Source organism: Allobosea sp. ASV33, assembly GCF_016428755.1.
GTDB lineage: Bacteria > Pseudomonadota > Alphaproteobacteria > Rhizobiales > Beijerinckiaceae > Allobosea.
The window spans coordinates 15327-29044 of the sequence record NZ_JAELTI010000010.1 but is presented as its reverse complement, the minus strand read 5'-3'; the positions used below and the strand labels follow the sequence as shown (position 1 = coordinate 29044).

14 protein-coding genes and 1 pseudogene are annotated in these 13718 nt (G+C 65.7%); 10 read left to right on the top strand and 5 right to left on the bottom strand.

The features are described 5' to 3' along the window. Positions 1-11: 11 nt before the first annotated feature. Positions 12-476, bottom strand: coding sequence for an iron response transcriptional regulator IrrA (gene irrA, locus JHD80_RS05145; RefSeq protein WP_199085305.1), 465 nt, complete (start codon positions 474-476; stop codon positions 12-14). Positions 477-768: 292 nt separating this feature from the next. Here irrA and fabA point away from each other — a divergent pair, with 292 nt between their 5' ends. From fabA to JHD80_RS05120, 5 genes are all read left to right on the top strand, one after another. Next, positions 769-1281, top strand: coding sequence for a 3-hydroxyacyl-[acyl-carrier-protein] dehydratase FabA (gene fabA, locus JHD80_RS05140; RefSeq protein ID WP_199085304.1), 513 nt, complete (start codon positions 769-771; stop codon positions 1279-1281). Positions 1282-1394: 113 nt separating this feature from the next. Next, on the top strand, positions 1395-2621 hold the full coding sequence (fabB, locus tag JHD80_RS05135) for a beta-ketoacyl-ACP synthase I (protein ID WP_199085303.1): 1227 nt from the start codon (positions 1395-1397) through the stop codon (positions 2619-2621). Between the two features lie 8 nt (positions 2622-2629). After that, on the top strand, positions 2630-2902 hold the full coding sequence (locus JHD80_RS05130; RefSeq protein ID WP_199085302.1) for a DUF3303 domain-containing protein: 273 nt from the start codon (positions 2630-2632) through the stop codon (positions 2900-2902). A gap of 129 nt (positions 2903-3031) precedes the next feature. Then, positions 3032-3865, top strand: a complete 834-nt coding sequence (gene fabI, locus JHD80_RS05125) for an enoyl-ACP reductase FabI (protein ID WP_199085301.1) — start codon at positions 3032-3034, stop codon at positions 3863-3865. 54 nt (positions 3866-3919) lie between these two features. Then, positions 3920-4165: a DUF2188 domain-containing protein gene (locus tag JHD80_RS05120; protein WP_199085300.1), complete on the top strand. Its 246-nt coding sequence runs from the start codon at positions 3920-3922 to the stop codon at positions 4163-4165. 71 nt (positions 4166-4236) lie between these two features. Here the strand turns inward: JHD80_RS05120 and JHD80_RS05115 are convergent, their stop codons facing one another. After that, on the bottom strand, positions 4237-4593 hold the full coding sequence (locus JHD80_RS05115; RefSeq protein WP_199085299.1) for a hypothetical protein: 357 nt from the start codon (positions 4591-4593) through the stop codon (positions 4237-4239). A gap of 194 nt (positions 4594-4787) precedes the next feature. On the opposite strand from JHD80_RS05115, the pseudogene JHD80_RS28615 reads away from it, so the two are divergent. After that, positions 4788-5071 (top strand): annotated as a pseudogene (locus tag JHD80_RS28615) (GIY-YIG nuclease family protein). Positions 5072-5196: 125 nt separating this feature from the next. Here the strand turns inward: JHD80_RS28615 and JHD80_RS05110 are convergent. Next, a complete protein-coding gene (locus JHD80_RS05110; protein WP_199085298.1) occupies positions 5197-6429 on the bottom strand; it encodes an argininosuccinate synthase in 1233 nt (410 codons plus the stop codon). Positions 6430-6778: 349 nt separating this feature from the next. Here JHD80_RS05110 and JHD80_RS05105 point away from each other — a divergent pair, with 349 nt between their 5' ends. Together JHD80_RS05105 and JHD80_RS05100 are read left to right on the top strand one after the other, a co-directional pair. Continuing rightward, positions 6779-7387: a 2-hydroxychromene-2-carboxylate isomerase gene (locus JHD80_RS05105; RefSeq protein WP_199085297.1), complete on the top strand. Its 609-nt coding sequence runs from the start codon at positions 6779-6781 to the stop codon at positions 7385-7387. Positions 7388-7391: 4 nt separating this feature from the next. Continuing rightward, the gene (locus JHD80_RS05100) at positions 7392-8297 is read left to right on the top strand and encodes an NHL repeat-containing protein (protein WP_199085296.1); all 906 of its coding nucleotides are present in this window, start codon (positions 7392-7394) and stop codon (positions 8295-8297) included. Between the two features lie 3 nt (positions 8298-8300). Here the strand turns inward: JHD80_RS05100 and JHD80_RS05095 are convergent, their stop codons facing one another. Together JHD80_RS05095 and JHD80_RS05090 are read right to left on the bottom strand one after the other, a co-directional pair. Beyond that, complete coding sequence (locus tag JHD80_RS05095) at positions 8301-9374, bottom strand: M48 family metallopeptidase (protein WP_199085295.1); 1074 nt, start codon at positions 9372-9374, stop codon at positions 8301-8303. Between the two features lie 34 nt (positions 9375-9408). Further along, entirely contained in the window at positions 9409-9966 is a 558-nt protein-coding gene (locus JHD80_RS05090) for a LemA family protein (RefSeq protein WP_199085294.1), read from the bottom strand. A gap of 455 nt (positions 9967-10421) precedes the next feature. On the opposite strand from JHD80_RS05090, the gene rpsA reads away from it, so the two are divergent. Further along, positions 10422-12131, top strand: a complete 1710-nt coding sequence (rpsA, locus tag JHD80_RS05085; protein ID WP_199085293.1) for a 30S ribosomal protein S1 — start codon at positions 10422-10424, stop codon at positions 12129-12131. Positions 12132-12390: 259 nt separating this feature from the next. Beyond that, positions 12391-13680, top strand: coding sequence for an Hsp70 family protein (locus tag JHD80_RS05080; RefSeq protein ID WP_199085292.1), 1290 nt, complete (start codon positions 12391-12393; stop codon positions 13678-13680). Positions 13681-13718 lie beyond the last annotated feature (38 nt).

The following is a 13718-nucleotide window of genomic DNA, read 5'->3' as shown; positions in this document are numbered from 1 at the left end:
AGGAGAGGCGGTCAGCCGTCGATCTTGCGCAGCCGCACCACGACGTCGACTCGTGCGATCTCATAGCCCTCGGGCGGGACCGGCAGGGTCGCGACGTCGATCTCGTCGGCGGGGATGTCGATCACCCGGTTCTCGCCGTCGACCACGAAATGGTGGTGGTCGTGATCGGCCGTGTCGAAATAGGCCTTGGCGCCGTCGAGGGTCAGTTCGCGCAGCAAGCCGGCCTCGGTGAACTGGCGCAAGGTGTTGTAGATCGTCGCGAGCGAGACCGGAATCCGCTCCTTCATCGCCTCTTCGAACAGCATCTCGGCGCTGACATGGCGCTGGCCTTTGGCGAACAGCACCCAGCCCAGCGAGACGCGCTGGCGGGTCGGCCGCAATCCGACGCGCCGGAGCTTCTGGCGGATATCGTGAAAGGGGCAACCCTGCCGCGCCGGCATCCCGTAGCCTTGGTCCTGGGAGGTCAGGTCGCTCATGCCGTATTCTTGCCCCTTGTGCACAACGAGATTCGGATGCTCCGCCAGTCGAGTGGATCTTCCTAGAATAGATGTAAGGTCTCGGTTCCGGCGTCGCAAGCGCGGAACGCCGTGGCGCTCCTGACGACCCCTGTCCGGCATGGCTCCCATAACGCCGAACCTGTCGCAGGCGGATTTTGAGCGTCCATCTCGTGGAAGCGCGCCTGCGCCCTTTCGTTTCCGGCTGACGCTGTGTTAGCACGGCAGGCGAGACGCCGGCCGAATCCAGCCGGTGCCAGGGAGCCTAACGGGAATGCAGCGTCAGTCGTCTTTCAGCTACGAGGAGATCCTCGCCTGCGGTCGTGGGGAACTGTTCGGGCCGGGCAATGCGCAGTTGCCGCTGCCGCCGATGCTGATGTTCGACCGGATCGTCGCGATCGCCGAAGAGGGCGGCGAGCACGGCAAGGGCATGGTCCGCGCCGAGTTCGACATCAAGCCCGACCTCTGGTTCTTCGATTGCCATTTCAAGGGTGACCCGGTGATGCCGGGCTGCCTCGGGCTCGATGCGCTCTGGCAGCTCACCGGCTTCTTCCTCGGTTGGCTCGGCCTGCCCGGCCGCGGCCGCGCGCTCGGCGTGGGCGAGGTCAAGTTCGCCGATCAGGTCCTGCCGACCGTCAAGAAGGTCGTCTACGGCGTCGACTTCAAGCGCGTCTTCAAGTCGAAGCTCGTCCTCGGCATCGCCGATGGCTGGCTCGAGGCCGACGGCAAGCGCATCTATACGGTCAGCGACATGCGCGTCGGCCTGTTCAAGCCGGAAGCGGCCTGAGGAAAAACGTAAGCCGGCCTTGCGTGCAGCTGCCGCTCGGTCCATTTGCGCGATAGGAATCCAGAAGCGGCGGGGCTTGGTCCCGCCGCGTGCTGACAGCTGGAGTAGCGAGCATGAGACGCGTCGTGGTCACCGGGATGGGCATCGTCTCGTCCATCGGCAACAACACGCAGGAGGTCCTGGCCTCGCTGCATTCGGCGAAATCGGGCATCTCCCATGTCACCGACTTTGCCGAGCACGGCTTCCGTAGCCAGGTTGCCGGCGTGCCTTCGCTCGATCCCGCGACGGTGCTCGACCGGCGCGCCATGCGCTTCCATGGCGGCGGCTCGGCCTGGAACCAGGTCGCGATGGAGCAGGCGATCGTCGATGCGGGCTTGGAGCCGGCCGAGATCAGCAACGAGCGCACCGGCATCATCATGGGCTCAGGCGGTCCCTCGACCCGTGCCCTGATCGACGCCTATGACAAGGCCCGCGAGAGCGGCTCCTCGAAGAAGGTCGGCCCCTTCGCCGTGCCCAAGGGCATGTCCTCGACCGCCTCGGCGACGCTGGCGACCTGGTTCAAGATCAAGGGCGTCAACTATTCGATCTCCTCGGCCTGCGCGACCTCCAACCACTGCATCGGCAATGCCTACGAGCTGATCCAGTGGGGCAAGCAGGACATGATCTTCGCCGGCGGCTGCGAGGAGCTGGACTGGACGCTCTCCGTCCTCTTCGACGCGATGGGCGCGATGTCCTCCGACTTCAATGCGACCCCGGCCCGCGCCTCGCGCGCCTATGACGTCGCCCGCGACGGCTTCGTCATCGCCGGCGGCGCCGGCGTCGTCGTGCTGGAAGAGCTGGAGCACGCCAAGGCCCGCGGCGCCAAGATCTATGGCGAGATCGTCGGCTATGGCGCCACCTCTGATGGCTACGATATGGTCGCTCCGTCCGGCGAGGGCGCGGTACGCTGCATGCGCATGGCGCTGGAAGGCGTGAAGTCCAAGGTCGACTACATCAACCCGCACGGCACCTCGACCCCGGTCGGCGACGCCAAGGAGATCGAGGCGATCCGCGAGGTCTTCGGTGCCGGCGACAAGGCGCCGCCGATCTCGGCGACCAAGTCGCTGACCGGCCACTCGCTCGGCGCCACCGGCGTGCAGGAGGCGATCTATTCGCTGCTGATGCTCAACAACGACTTCATCTGCGAGAGCGCCCATATCGACGAGCTCGACCCGGCCTTCGCCGACATGCCGATCGTGCGCAAGCGCATCGACAATGCGGGCCTCGGCACCGTGCTCTCGAACTCCTTCGGTTTCGGCGGCACCAACGCCACCATCGTGATGAAGCGGCTGGAGGTCTGAGAAGCGCCATGCTCTTCATGGTGATCGAGCATTTCGATCAGGCCCGTGTGAAGGACGTCTACGCCCGCTTCCAGCATAGCGGGCGGATGGCTCCGGCCGGGCTGCGCTATGTCGATAGCTGGGTCTCGGCCGATCTCGGCCGCTGCTTCCAGATCATGGAATGCGACGATATCGCCCTGCTGCAGGAATGGGTCCGGCAGTGGAACGACCTCGTGCGTTTCGAGATCGTGCCGGTTTCCACTTCGAAGGCAGCCGCTGCCGCGATCAACAAGACTGACTAGCTGTTTCCCGCACCGGCAATGGCCGGGCAATGCGGATATGCCGTTCAGAGTTAGACCGACCAGACCAGCCGACTGTCCTTCCGTTCTCCCGCCTTCGGGCCAGATCCTGAAGCCGCTTCCGAGTTTGCCATGCTCCCGCTGATGCACAACAAGCGCGGCCTCATCATGGGCGTCGCCAATCAGAATTCCATCGCCTGGGGCATTGCCCGCACCCTGCACGCCCATGGCGCCGAGATCGCCTTCACCTACCAGGGCGACGCGCTCGGCAAGCGTGTCCGGCCGCTGGCGGAGAGCATCGGCTCGAAGCTGGTCGTGCCTTGCGATGTCGAGGACGCCGCCTCGGTCGATGCCACCTTCGCGGCGCTGGACGAGGCCTGGGGCGGCGATCCCGAGCGCAACACGCTCGATTTCATCGTTCATGCCATCGGCTTCTCCGACAAGAACGAGCTCAAGGGCCTCTATGCCGACACCACCCGCGAGAATTTCTCGCGGACCATGGTGATCTCCTGCTTCTCCTTCACCGAGATCGCCAGGCGCGCGGCGGAGCGCATGCCCAAGGGCGGCAGCATGATCACGCTGACCTATGGCGGCTCGACCCGGATCATGCCGAACTACAACGTCATGGGCGTCGCCAAGGCGGCGCTGGAGGCGAGCGTGCGCTATCTCGCCGGCGATTACGGCCCGCGCGGCATTCGCGTCAACGCGCTCTCGCCCGGGCCGGTGCGGACCCTGGCCGGCGCCGGCATCTCGGACGCGCGCGCCATGCTGTCTTGGCAGCGTGCCAATTCGCCCTTGCGCAAGTCGGTTTCGCTTGAAGAGATCGGCGGCTCGGCGCTCTATTACCTCTCGGATCTCTCCGGAGGTGTCACCGGCGATATCCATCATGTCGATGCCGGCTATCACATCACCTCGATGCCGGTGCTGGATTCGCTGCGCGCGGCCGATAGCGGCAATGGCGACTAGCCGGAACCCGCAGGCCGGAGCGCGGTTTTCCTTTGATCGAAAGGAAGGTGCGCGATGGTCATGGTCAAATACGAGGTGGTCGAGCACGACGGCGGCTGGGCCTACAAGGCAGGCGGCGCGCTGTCGGAAACCTTTCCGACGCATGACGCGGCCTTGAAGGCGGCGACCCGCGCCGCCGCGCGCCAGACCGTGGCGGGGAACACCGACGGGATCGTCTACCAGGACCAGAACGGCCGCTGGCACGAAGAGCTGGCGGATGGCCATGACCGCCCCGCGACCCGCGTGGTCGACGGCGGCTGAGCGTCGCTTCGCTGTTGTGACCGGCAACAGGGCCGCAGGGCGGCCCTTTCGCTTGGCCCGCCGACGACACCTCAGCGCGCGGTGAAGAAGGTCAGAAGCACCTTGTTCTTTTCGCCGAGCAGGCAAAGGAAGCGGCGCGGCTTGTCCGAACGGTCGGTCCGCAGATAAGCCTCGCTCATGACGATCCGCGTGACCGGAATGTCCTCGATCTTCGATTCCGAGACTGCGACCGTGGCGCCGTCCTCGTCGATATAGATGTCCTTGATCTCCGGCTCCTTGGCGTGGAGCGTCTGCAGCGCGGCCGCCTTGCAGGTCGCGACCTCCGGCGTTGCCGGCTTTTCGCTTTTGGGAGGGACTTCCTGGGCGAGTGCCGCGACGGGCGCGCAGAGGGCGACGGAGATCAGGACAGTGGCGAAAAGGCGCGACATGCGGGAGCACTCGGGTTGATCGGTGAGTGCTGAACGCGCGAACGCGGCCCAGGTTCATGAAGCGGCTTGCCGCGGTTCATGAGGCGACCATTGATAAAGCGTGTCTTCCCGTGCGCGCTGCGGCGCGCAGTGCCGCTGCGCAGACACGGGACCGTGTGCCGGATTAGGCTCCGTTTCTCAAGATCGGAGCTGATATGACCGCCCGCATCTACGCCGTCTACATCCTCGCGATGCGTAAGGACGGCCGCTCTATATCGGCATCACCAGCGATATCGAGCGCCGGGTTGCTGAGCACAAGTCCCGCGCGATCACAGGACACGCGGCCAAGTAAAACATCGAGCGCCTCGTCTATGTCGAGACCTTCGATGACCCGAACCAAGCGATCGAACGCGAGAAGGTTCTGAAGACGTGGCGCCGTGCCTGGAAAATCGCGCTCATAGAAAAGGAAAACCCGGCGTGGTCTGACCTCGCCGGGTGATTGGAGTCTCTATCGTCTTGCGATCCCGCATCTGCGCCGCAGCACTTCGTGCTGCAACGCGTGCGGGATGACACCCGGAGGCGGCGCGTCGCAGCGCTCGCGAGGCGCGCCGCGATAGTCGGGCTTCAGAGACCCAGCTTCTTCTTGCGCTGGCCGAGCGTGCGCAGGCGCAGCGCATTCAGCTTGATGAAGCCGGCCGCGTCGCGGTGGTCATAGGCCACGGCGCCTTCCTCGAAGGTGACGAGGTCCTGGTCGTAGAGCGAGTAGTCGCTGGAACGGCCGATGACATGGACGCCGCCCTTGTAGACCTTGAGGCGCACGTCGCCCGTCACGAACTCCTGGCTCTTGTCGATCAGTGCCTGCAGCATCTCGCGCTCGGGCGAGAACCAGAAGCCGTTATAGATCAGCTCGGCATATTGCGGCATGATCTGGTCCTTGAGATGGGCCGCGCCGCGGTCGAGCGTGATCGACTCGATCGCGCGATGCGCCGCATGCAGGATCGTGCCGCCGGGCGTCTCGTACATGCCGCGCGACTTCATGCCGACGAAGCGGTTCTCGACCAGGTCGAGCCGGCCGATGCCGTTGTCGCGGCCGAGATCGTTGAGCTTGGCGAGCAGCGTCGCGGGCGAGAGCTTCTCGCCGTCGATCGCGACCGCGTCGCCCCTCTCGAAGGAGACCGTGACGATCGTCGGCTTGTCCGGCGCGTCTTCCGGCGAGATCGTGCGCGAATAGACGTAATCGGGCACCTCGACCGCCGGATCCTCCAGCACGCGGCCTTCCGAGGAGGCATGCAGCAGGTTGGCGTCGACGGAGAAGGGCGCCTCGCCGCGCTTGTTCTTGGCGATCGGGATCTGGTGCTGCTCGGCGAAGGCGATCAGCTGCTCGCGCGAGCGCAGGTCCCATTCGCGCCAGGGCGCGATCACGACCACGTCGGGCTTGAGCGCGTAGGCGGTCAATTCGAAGCGGACCTGGTCGTTGCCCTTGCCGGTTGCGCCGTGCGAGACGGCGTCGGCGCCGGTCTTCTCGGCGATCTCGATCAGCTTCTTGGCGATCAGCGGCCGCGCGATCGAGGTGCCCAGCAGATAGACGCCCTCATAGGCGGCGTTCGCGCGGAACATCGGGAAGACGTAATCGCGCACGAATTCCTCGCGCAGGTCCTCGATATAGATGTTCTCCGGCTTGATGCCGAGCAGCAGCGCCTTGTCCCGCGCCGGCCCGAGCTCCTCGCCCTGGCCGAGATCGGCGGTGAAGGTCACGACCTCGCATCGATAGGTGGTCTGCAGCCATTTGAGTATGATCGAGGTGTCGAGACCGCCGGAATAGGCGAGGACGACCTTTTTCACGCTGCTGTCAGCCATCTGTTCATTTTCCTGCTAGAGCGTTTTCAAGCGAAGTGGATGCCGGTTCGCATGAAGAAAATGCGACAAAACAACGACCTAGAGCATCTCCACGGTTCGGAGAAACGCGAAGATGCGTCAACAGCCCCCATGGGCCGCGTTTCGGACGCAATGGCGCACTATCGCAGCACTCGGGGCGAAGCAATCGGAACCTTCTGATCGATCCCGCGTCGTCCATTGATGGATCGGCGCCGGCGGGTGCGTCGTCCCTCCATTCCACAGGCACCCATTTGCGGTGCTTGCGGTCGCGTTGCGAAGAGCGCAGGCTCGATCGGGCGCGACACGACATGACGACCTGTTCGGAGGCTGAATGCCGAATCGTCCCGTTCTGGACTTCTGGTATGAGTTTGCGTCGCCCTATTCCTGCCTGAGTGCCCTCAGAATCGAGAAGCTGGCCGGAGATGCCGGTGTCACCCTGCGCTGGCGCCCCTTTTTGCTGGGGCCGATCTTCGCGGCGCAGGGCTGGAACACCTCGCCCTTCGCGCTCTACCCCAGCAAGGGCCGCTATATGTGGCGCGATACGGCGCGTCGTGCGCGGCGGCAGGGGGTGAACTTCGTTAAGCCGGAGAACTTTCCCCAGAATTCCTTGACCGCCACGCGTTTGGCCCTGGCCGGTCGCGACGGCGGCTGGACGCCAGCTTTCTCGCAGGCCTTGTTCCGGGCGCAGTTCTCCGAAGGAAAGAACATCTCGGAGGAGGCGGTGCTGGCAGCAGCGTTGAAGGAGGCTGGCAGCGAACCGAACGTCGCGATGCCGCTTTCGCGCAGCGAGGAGGTCAAGGGCCGGCTGCGGGCCGAGATCGAATACGCCAAGTCGATCGGCATCTTCGGCGCGCCGTTCTTCGTCGCGGGCGACGGCGAGCTGTTCTGGGGCGACGATCGTCTCGAGGAAGCGCTCGAATGGGCGCAGGACGGGCGTTGACATCATGATCCTGGACCGGCGTCGCATCCTGATGGCGGGCGCCGGCCTGTGCTTCGCGTCTGCCGCGCGGGCGCGCCCGCCCTTGCCCGGCGATGCGCCGGCCTATGATGCACGCGAACTCACGGATGTGCCCAATGCCCCGGCGATCGGCCGTCGCTACTGGTCGCCCGGCCTCAACGAGGGCTATGTCCCGCAAGGTCTGACCGTGTTCGGCGACGAGATCCTGATCGCCTGCTATCGCAGCACCGAGCGAGACCAGGATACCGGCCCGGCACGGGTGTTCCGGCTTGCGCGCCGAGACGGGCGCCTGCTCGGCAGCTTCGCGCTGCCGGCGACCTATGGCCATCCCGGCGGCCTCGCCACGGCCCGCGACACGCTGTTCGTCGCCAATTCCGGCCGGCTGCTGGCGCTGGATTTCAAGGAATCCTGCCGGACGGGCGAATGCGCGCCGTTGAAGGAGGTGCGCGTCGACAAGCAGATGGGGCCATCCTTCCTGGCGGCTTTCGGAGATGCGCTCTGGTTCGGCCCCTATCGCCGTGAGGGCGCCCCGAACCTGCACGCCGTCCCGGTTGACCGCATCCTGGCCGGCGGCGAGGCGCCGATCGGCCTGGGCGACAGCCGTTCCATCCTGCCGCTACCGCTCTTCGCGCAGGGCGCGGCCTTCGACAGGGCGGGCAAGGTCTGGATCTCGCAGAGTTCCGGCAACCGGCCAGCCTTCCTGTCGCAGCTCGATCCCGCGACGGGCGGAGTGCTCGCGCGTTATCCCGTGCCCGGCGGCATCGAGGATCTCGGCCTCGCCTCCGACGGCAAGCTCTGGGCTGTCAGCGAAGCCGGCACGCAGCGCTGGAACCGCTGGAGCACCTTCTATCCCGTGGTTTTCGAGATCGACCCGGCGAAGCTGGTCGCTTGAACTTTATTGCGAGCCTGGCCCCTGCGGGGACCGGGCCCATGGCCCCCGCGCCGCGGTTTCCTCGACCATCGTCGGCAGGTCCTGGCGCTCGCCGATCTTCGGTGGATGGGGCGGCATCGCCGGCATCCGCCCGCCGGCGGTCTCGATCAGCGCCTGCACGCGCTTGGTGACGGAGGGGTGGGTCGAGAACAGGTCGGCGAAATCGTCCGGGTCGTTCTCGAAGCACATATCCATCACGCCCGACGGCACGCCCTCGATATCGGCCCGGCCGGAAATCTTGAGCAAAGCGGAGATCATCGCATCGGGGTTCTTGGTCAGTTCGACCGCCCCGGCATCGGCGAGATATTCGCGCGAGCGCGAAAGCGAGAGCCGGATCAGCACGGCCAGGAACCAGGAGATCGCGATCACCGCGATGCCGACGACGATGGCAAGCCCGTTGCCCTTCTTGGCATCGTCGGAGGACACCCTGATCCGGCTGCGCCCGAAGCCGCGGAAGACGAGTTCTCCCACGAACGAGACCACGCCGGCGATCACCACGGCGATCACCATCAGGCGGACATCGCCATTGCGGATATGGGTCAGTTCATGCGCCAGCACCGCCTCGACCTCGGCGTCGTTGAGCTGGGCCAGCAGCCCGGTCGTCACGCTGACCGTGAACTGGCTGTCGTTGACGCCGCTGGCGAAGGCGTTCAGTGCCTCGCTCTCGACGATGGCGAGCTTCGGCATCGGCAGCCCGCGCGAGATGCAGAGGTTTTCCAGTATCCGGTAGAGCTTGGGATTGTCCTCACGCGCCAGCCCCTTCGATCCCGTGACCGCGTTGATCATCGCGACATTCATGCGGAAGCCGATAAAGACCCAGAGCATCGCCGCCGCAGTGATGAAGGGGAACCAGGAGCGGAAGACGCGGGCCGCCTCGCCGAAGGCGGTGCGCCCGCGCGGCACCCCGCCATAGCCAAAGGCGACGAGCAGCAGGCCCCAGGCGGTGAGGTAGACCAGCAGGAAGAGGCCGGCGATCAGGAGGTTCGACCTGATCCGGTTGTTGCGCTGGTGGGTATAGAGCCCGAAGGCCTGGGCCATCGCAGCCGCTCCCGCTGCCTCGAAGGACGCGCCGTCAGAACTTCACGCTGGGCGCGACCTCGATCTGCGCCCTGGTCTCGGGGCCGACATCGAAGAATTCGCGCTGGGTGAAGCCCATCTGCGGGGCGAACAGCACGGCCGGGAAGGCCTGGATCGCGGCGTTGAACTCGCCGACCGCATTGTTGAAGAAGCGCCGCGCCGCCGCGAGCTTGTCCTCGACATTGCCGAGATCCACTTGCAGCTGCTGGAAATTGGCGCTGGCCTTGAGGTCTGGATAGGCCTCGCCCAGCGCCAGCAGCCGGCCGACGGCGCCGGAAAGCTGCTGCTCGGCGGCGGCCTTGTCATGGACGCTGCTCGCCCCTTGCGCCGCGTTGCGGGCGGCGATGACGGCATCGAGCGTCGATTTCTCGTGGGTCGCATAGCCCTTCACCGTCTCGACCAGGTTCGGGATCAGGTCGTGGCGCTGCTTCAGCTGGACGTCGATATCGGCGAAGGCCTGATTGACGCGCTGCCGCATCGCGACGAGGCCGTTATAGGTCATGATCAGATAGACGACGAGGACGACGATCAGCCCCAGAATGGCCCAGCCCATGGCACTCCTCCCAAATCGCAGATGAAATCCGCTTGTAGCCTTGCATGAAGCATGAGGCCGGGGAAGCTACGCGATATCGGGTGGTGCGGGCTCCCTCGAATAGGGGATGCCGCGTGATGCGGCCTCGCGTGGGCCGAATGGGGCGATATTGATGCTCCCGGCCGGGCTTCGGCCTTGCTCCGGCGCCCGGCTTGCAGTACATCGCCCCTGTCCGAAGGGCCGTGATCGATCATGCGCCGGGGGCGGTCTGCAAGACCTGCTCCCGTTTCGTGTTTGAGCCGGGCCTGCCGGATACGGATCGAGCCGCTGGTCCTGGCGCCTCCGCTGCCCCCGCCCGACGGGGAGGCGGAAACCTCCGAGAGGAGGTGCCGACGGCCGCGATCCGGATCGCAGCACCAACCACGGCGCCCATGCCGGACATCCGCGGGATACGCGGCCGGCTCCCAGGAGATTACATGTCTGCAGTTGAAAGCTACAGCGCGGGTCGCGAGGATTTCGCCGCCCTGCTCGAAGAGTCCTTCACCCGGAACGAGGCCCTCGAAGGCTCCGTCATCAAGGGCAAGGTCGTCGCCATCGAGAAGGATATGGCGATCATCGACGTCGGTCTGAAGACCGAAGGTCGCGTCGCGCTCAAGGAATTCACCGGCCCCGGCCGTGAGCAGGAACTGAACGTCGGCGACGAGGTCGAGGTCTATCTTGACCGGATCGAGAACGCGCTCGGCGAAGCCGTCATCTCGCGCGACAAGGCTCGCCGCGAAGAGAGCTGGGTCAAGCTCGAGAAGGCCTTCGAGGCCCGCGAGAAGGTCACCGGCATGATCTTCAACACCGTCAAGGGCGGCTACACCGTCGATCTCGACGGCGCCGTGGCGTTCCTGCCGCGCTCGCAGGTCGACATCCGTCCGATCCGCGACGTCGGCCCGCTGATGGGCCAGCCGCAGCCCTTCGAGATCCTCAAGATGGATCGCCGCCGCGGCAACATCGTCGTGTCGCGCCGCACCGTCCTCGAAGAGACCCGCGCCGAGGCTCGTTCCGAGCTGGTCGCCTCGCTCGAAGAGGGCCAGGTCATCGACGGCGTCGTCAAGAACATCACCGAATACGGTGCGTTCGTTGACCTCGGCGGCATCGACGGCCTGCTGCACGTCACCGACATGGCGTGGCGCCGCGTGAACCATCCGTCCGAGGTCGTGACCATCGGCCAGACGGTCAAGGTCAAGATCATCAAGATCAACCAGGACACGCACCGCATCTCCCTCGGCATCAAGCAGCTGCTGGCCGATCCGTGGGATGGCATCGCCGAGCGTTACCCGGTCGGCACCCGTCTCAAGGGCCGCGTGACCAACATCACGGACTACGGCGCGTTCGTCGAAGTGGAGCCGGGCATCGAAGGCCTCATCCACGTCTCCGAGATGTCCTGGACCAAGAAGAACGTCCACCCCGGCAAGATCGTCTCGACCTCGCAGGAAGTCGACGTCGCGATCCTCGAGGTCGATCCGGTCAAGCGCCGCATCTCGCTCGGCCTCAAGCAGACCCTGCGCAACCCGTGGGAGCTCTTCGCGGAGCAGCACCCGGCCGGTTCGACGGTCGAGGGCGAAGTCAAGAACAAGACCGAGTTCGGCCTGTTCCTGGGTCTCGAAGGCGATATCGACGGCATGATCCATCTCTCGGATCTCGACTGGAACCGTCCGGGCGAGCAGGTCATCGAGGAATACAAGAAGGGCGACGTCCTGCAGGCCGTCGTTCTCGATGTGGACGTCGAGAAGGAGCGTATCTCGCTCGGCCTGAAGCAGCTCGGTGGCGATCCCTTCGTGGATGCCGGCGAGTTCAAGAAGGGCCAGATCGTCACCTGTGAGGTGGTCGAGGTGAAGGAGTCGGGTCTCGACGTGAAGATCGCCGACACCGACATGATGACCTTCATCAAGCGCGCCGAGCTGGCCCGCGATCGCTCCGAGCAGCGCCCCGAGCGCTTCGCGGCCGGCGAGCGCATCGACGCCCGCGTCGTGCTCTTCGACAAGAAGGCTCGCAAGATCCAGGTCTCGGTCAAGGCTCTCGAGATGGCCGAGGAGAAGGAAGCGATGGCCCAGTACGGCTCCGCCGATTCCGGTGCCTCGCTCGGCGACATCCTGGGCGCGGCCCTCAAGAAGGCCACGACCACCGACAAAAAGTGAGGTTTCGGCTGCGTCAGCAGCCGGACATCCAAGACAGCCCGCGCGGAGCGATCCGCGCGGGCTTTTGTTTCGAAACACACCCCGTCATTCCGGGGCGGGCCGAAGGCTCGAGCCCGGAATCCAGAACCAATGACACCGACCCGAAGACGCTGAACGTCGTTCCGCCTTCTCGTCCACTGCATCGGTTCTGGATTCCGGGCTCTTCGCTTCGCGAAGCCCCGGAATGACGGTGGTGTTTCCATGCATCAGGAGAAGCGCCATGACCCCCGCCGCCATCGGCATCGACTTCGGCACCACCAACAGCGTCGTTGCGCTGGCTGGCGCCGACGGATCGGTCATGACGCGCTCCTTCGCCACGAAGCAGGGCGCGGTCGACGCCTATCGCTCGGCGCTGATGTTCTGGCGCGAGGGGCGCCCCCCTGAGACCCGCATCACCCATGTCAGCGGTCCCGATGCGCTCGACATGGCCTTGGGCATGACGACCGAGCATCGCTTCCTGCAATCGCTCAAGACCCATCTCTCAAGCCGCGCCTTCCAGGAGACCCGGCTCTTCGGCAAGCTCTTCAAGCTGGAGGACCTGATCGGCGTTTTCTTGTCCGATCTCACGACGGACCTGCCCGGCCATGACACGCTGCCGCTGGTTTCCGGCCGCCCGGTCGTCTTCGCCGGCGAGCGTCCGGACGAGGAGCTGGCGGTCGGTCGCCTGAAGGGCTCCTATGGCAAGGCCGGCATGAACCAGGTCGATTTCGCCTATGAGCCGCTCGGCGCCGCCTATTGGTACGCCCGCGACCTGAAGACGCCGCAGACCATGCTGGTCGCGGATTTCGGCGGCGGCACCAGCGACTTCTCGGTGATGCGCTTCGAGCCCGGCAAGCGCGGCGGCCTTGAAGCGATCCCGCTCTCACATGCCGGTGTCGGCGTCGCCGGCGACACCTTCGACTACCGCATCATCGAGCATGCGGTCTCGCCTGCGCTGGGCAAGGGCACGGATTACCGCTCCTTCGGCAAGCTCTTGCCGGTGCCGGCCCATTATCACGCTGCCTTCGCGCAATGGCACAAGCTCTCCCTGATGAAGAGCCGCGAGACCATGGCCGAGCTGAACGCCCTGATCCGCGAGGCGGTCGAGCCCGGCAAGCTCGAGGACCTGCTGACGGTGATCGAATACGATCTCGGCTACGAACTCTACCGCGCGGTCTCGGCCACCAAGGTCGCGCTCTCCGACAAGGAGGCGACGACGCTGAGCTTCAACCAGATGGGCGTCACCATCGAGAAGCCGATCCGCCGCGCCGATTTCGAGCGCTGGATCGCCGACGACGTCGGCGCGATCGAGAGCGCGCTCGACCGCGCGCTCGCCGAGGCCGGGCTCGGTGGCGACCGCATCGAGGCGGTCTTCATGACCGGCGGCACCTCCTATGTCCCCGCCGTGCGCAGCCTGTTCGACCGTCGCTTCGGCGCCGGCAAGGTGCATATCGGCGACGCCTTCCGTTCCGTGGCGAGCGGTCTCGCCCTCCTTGCGCTCGATCGGGCGCGCGCCTCGGTCGCGGCCTGAGGCGGCGCCTGGCGCCTTGCCCGGCCGGCCCGGCGGGT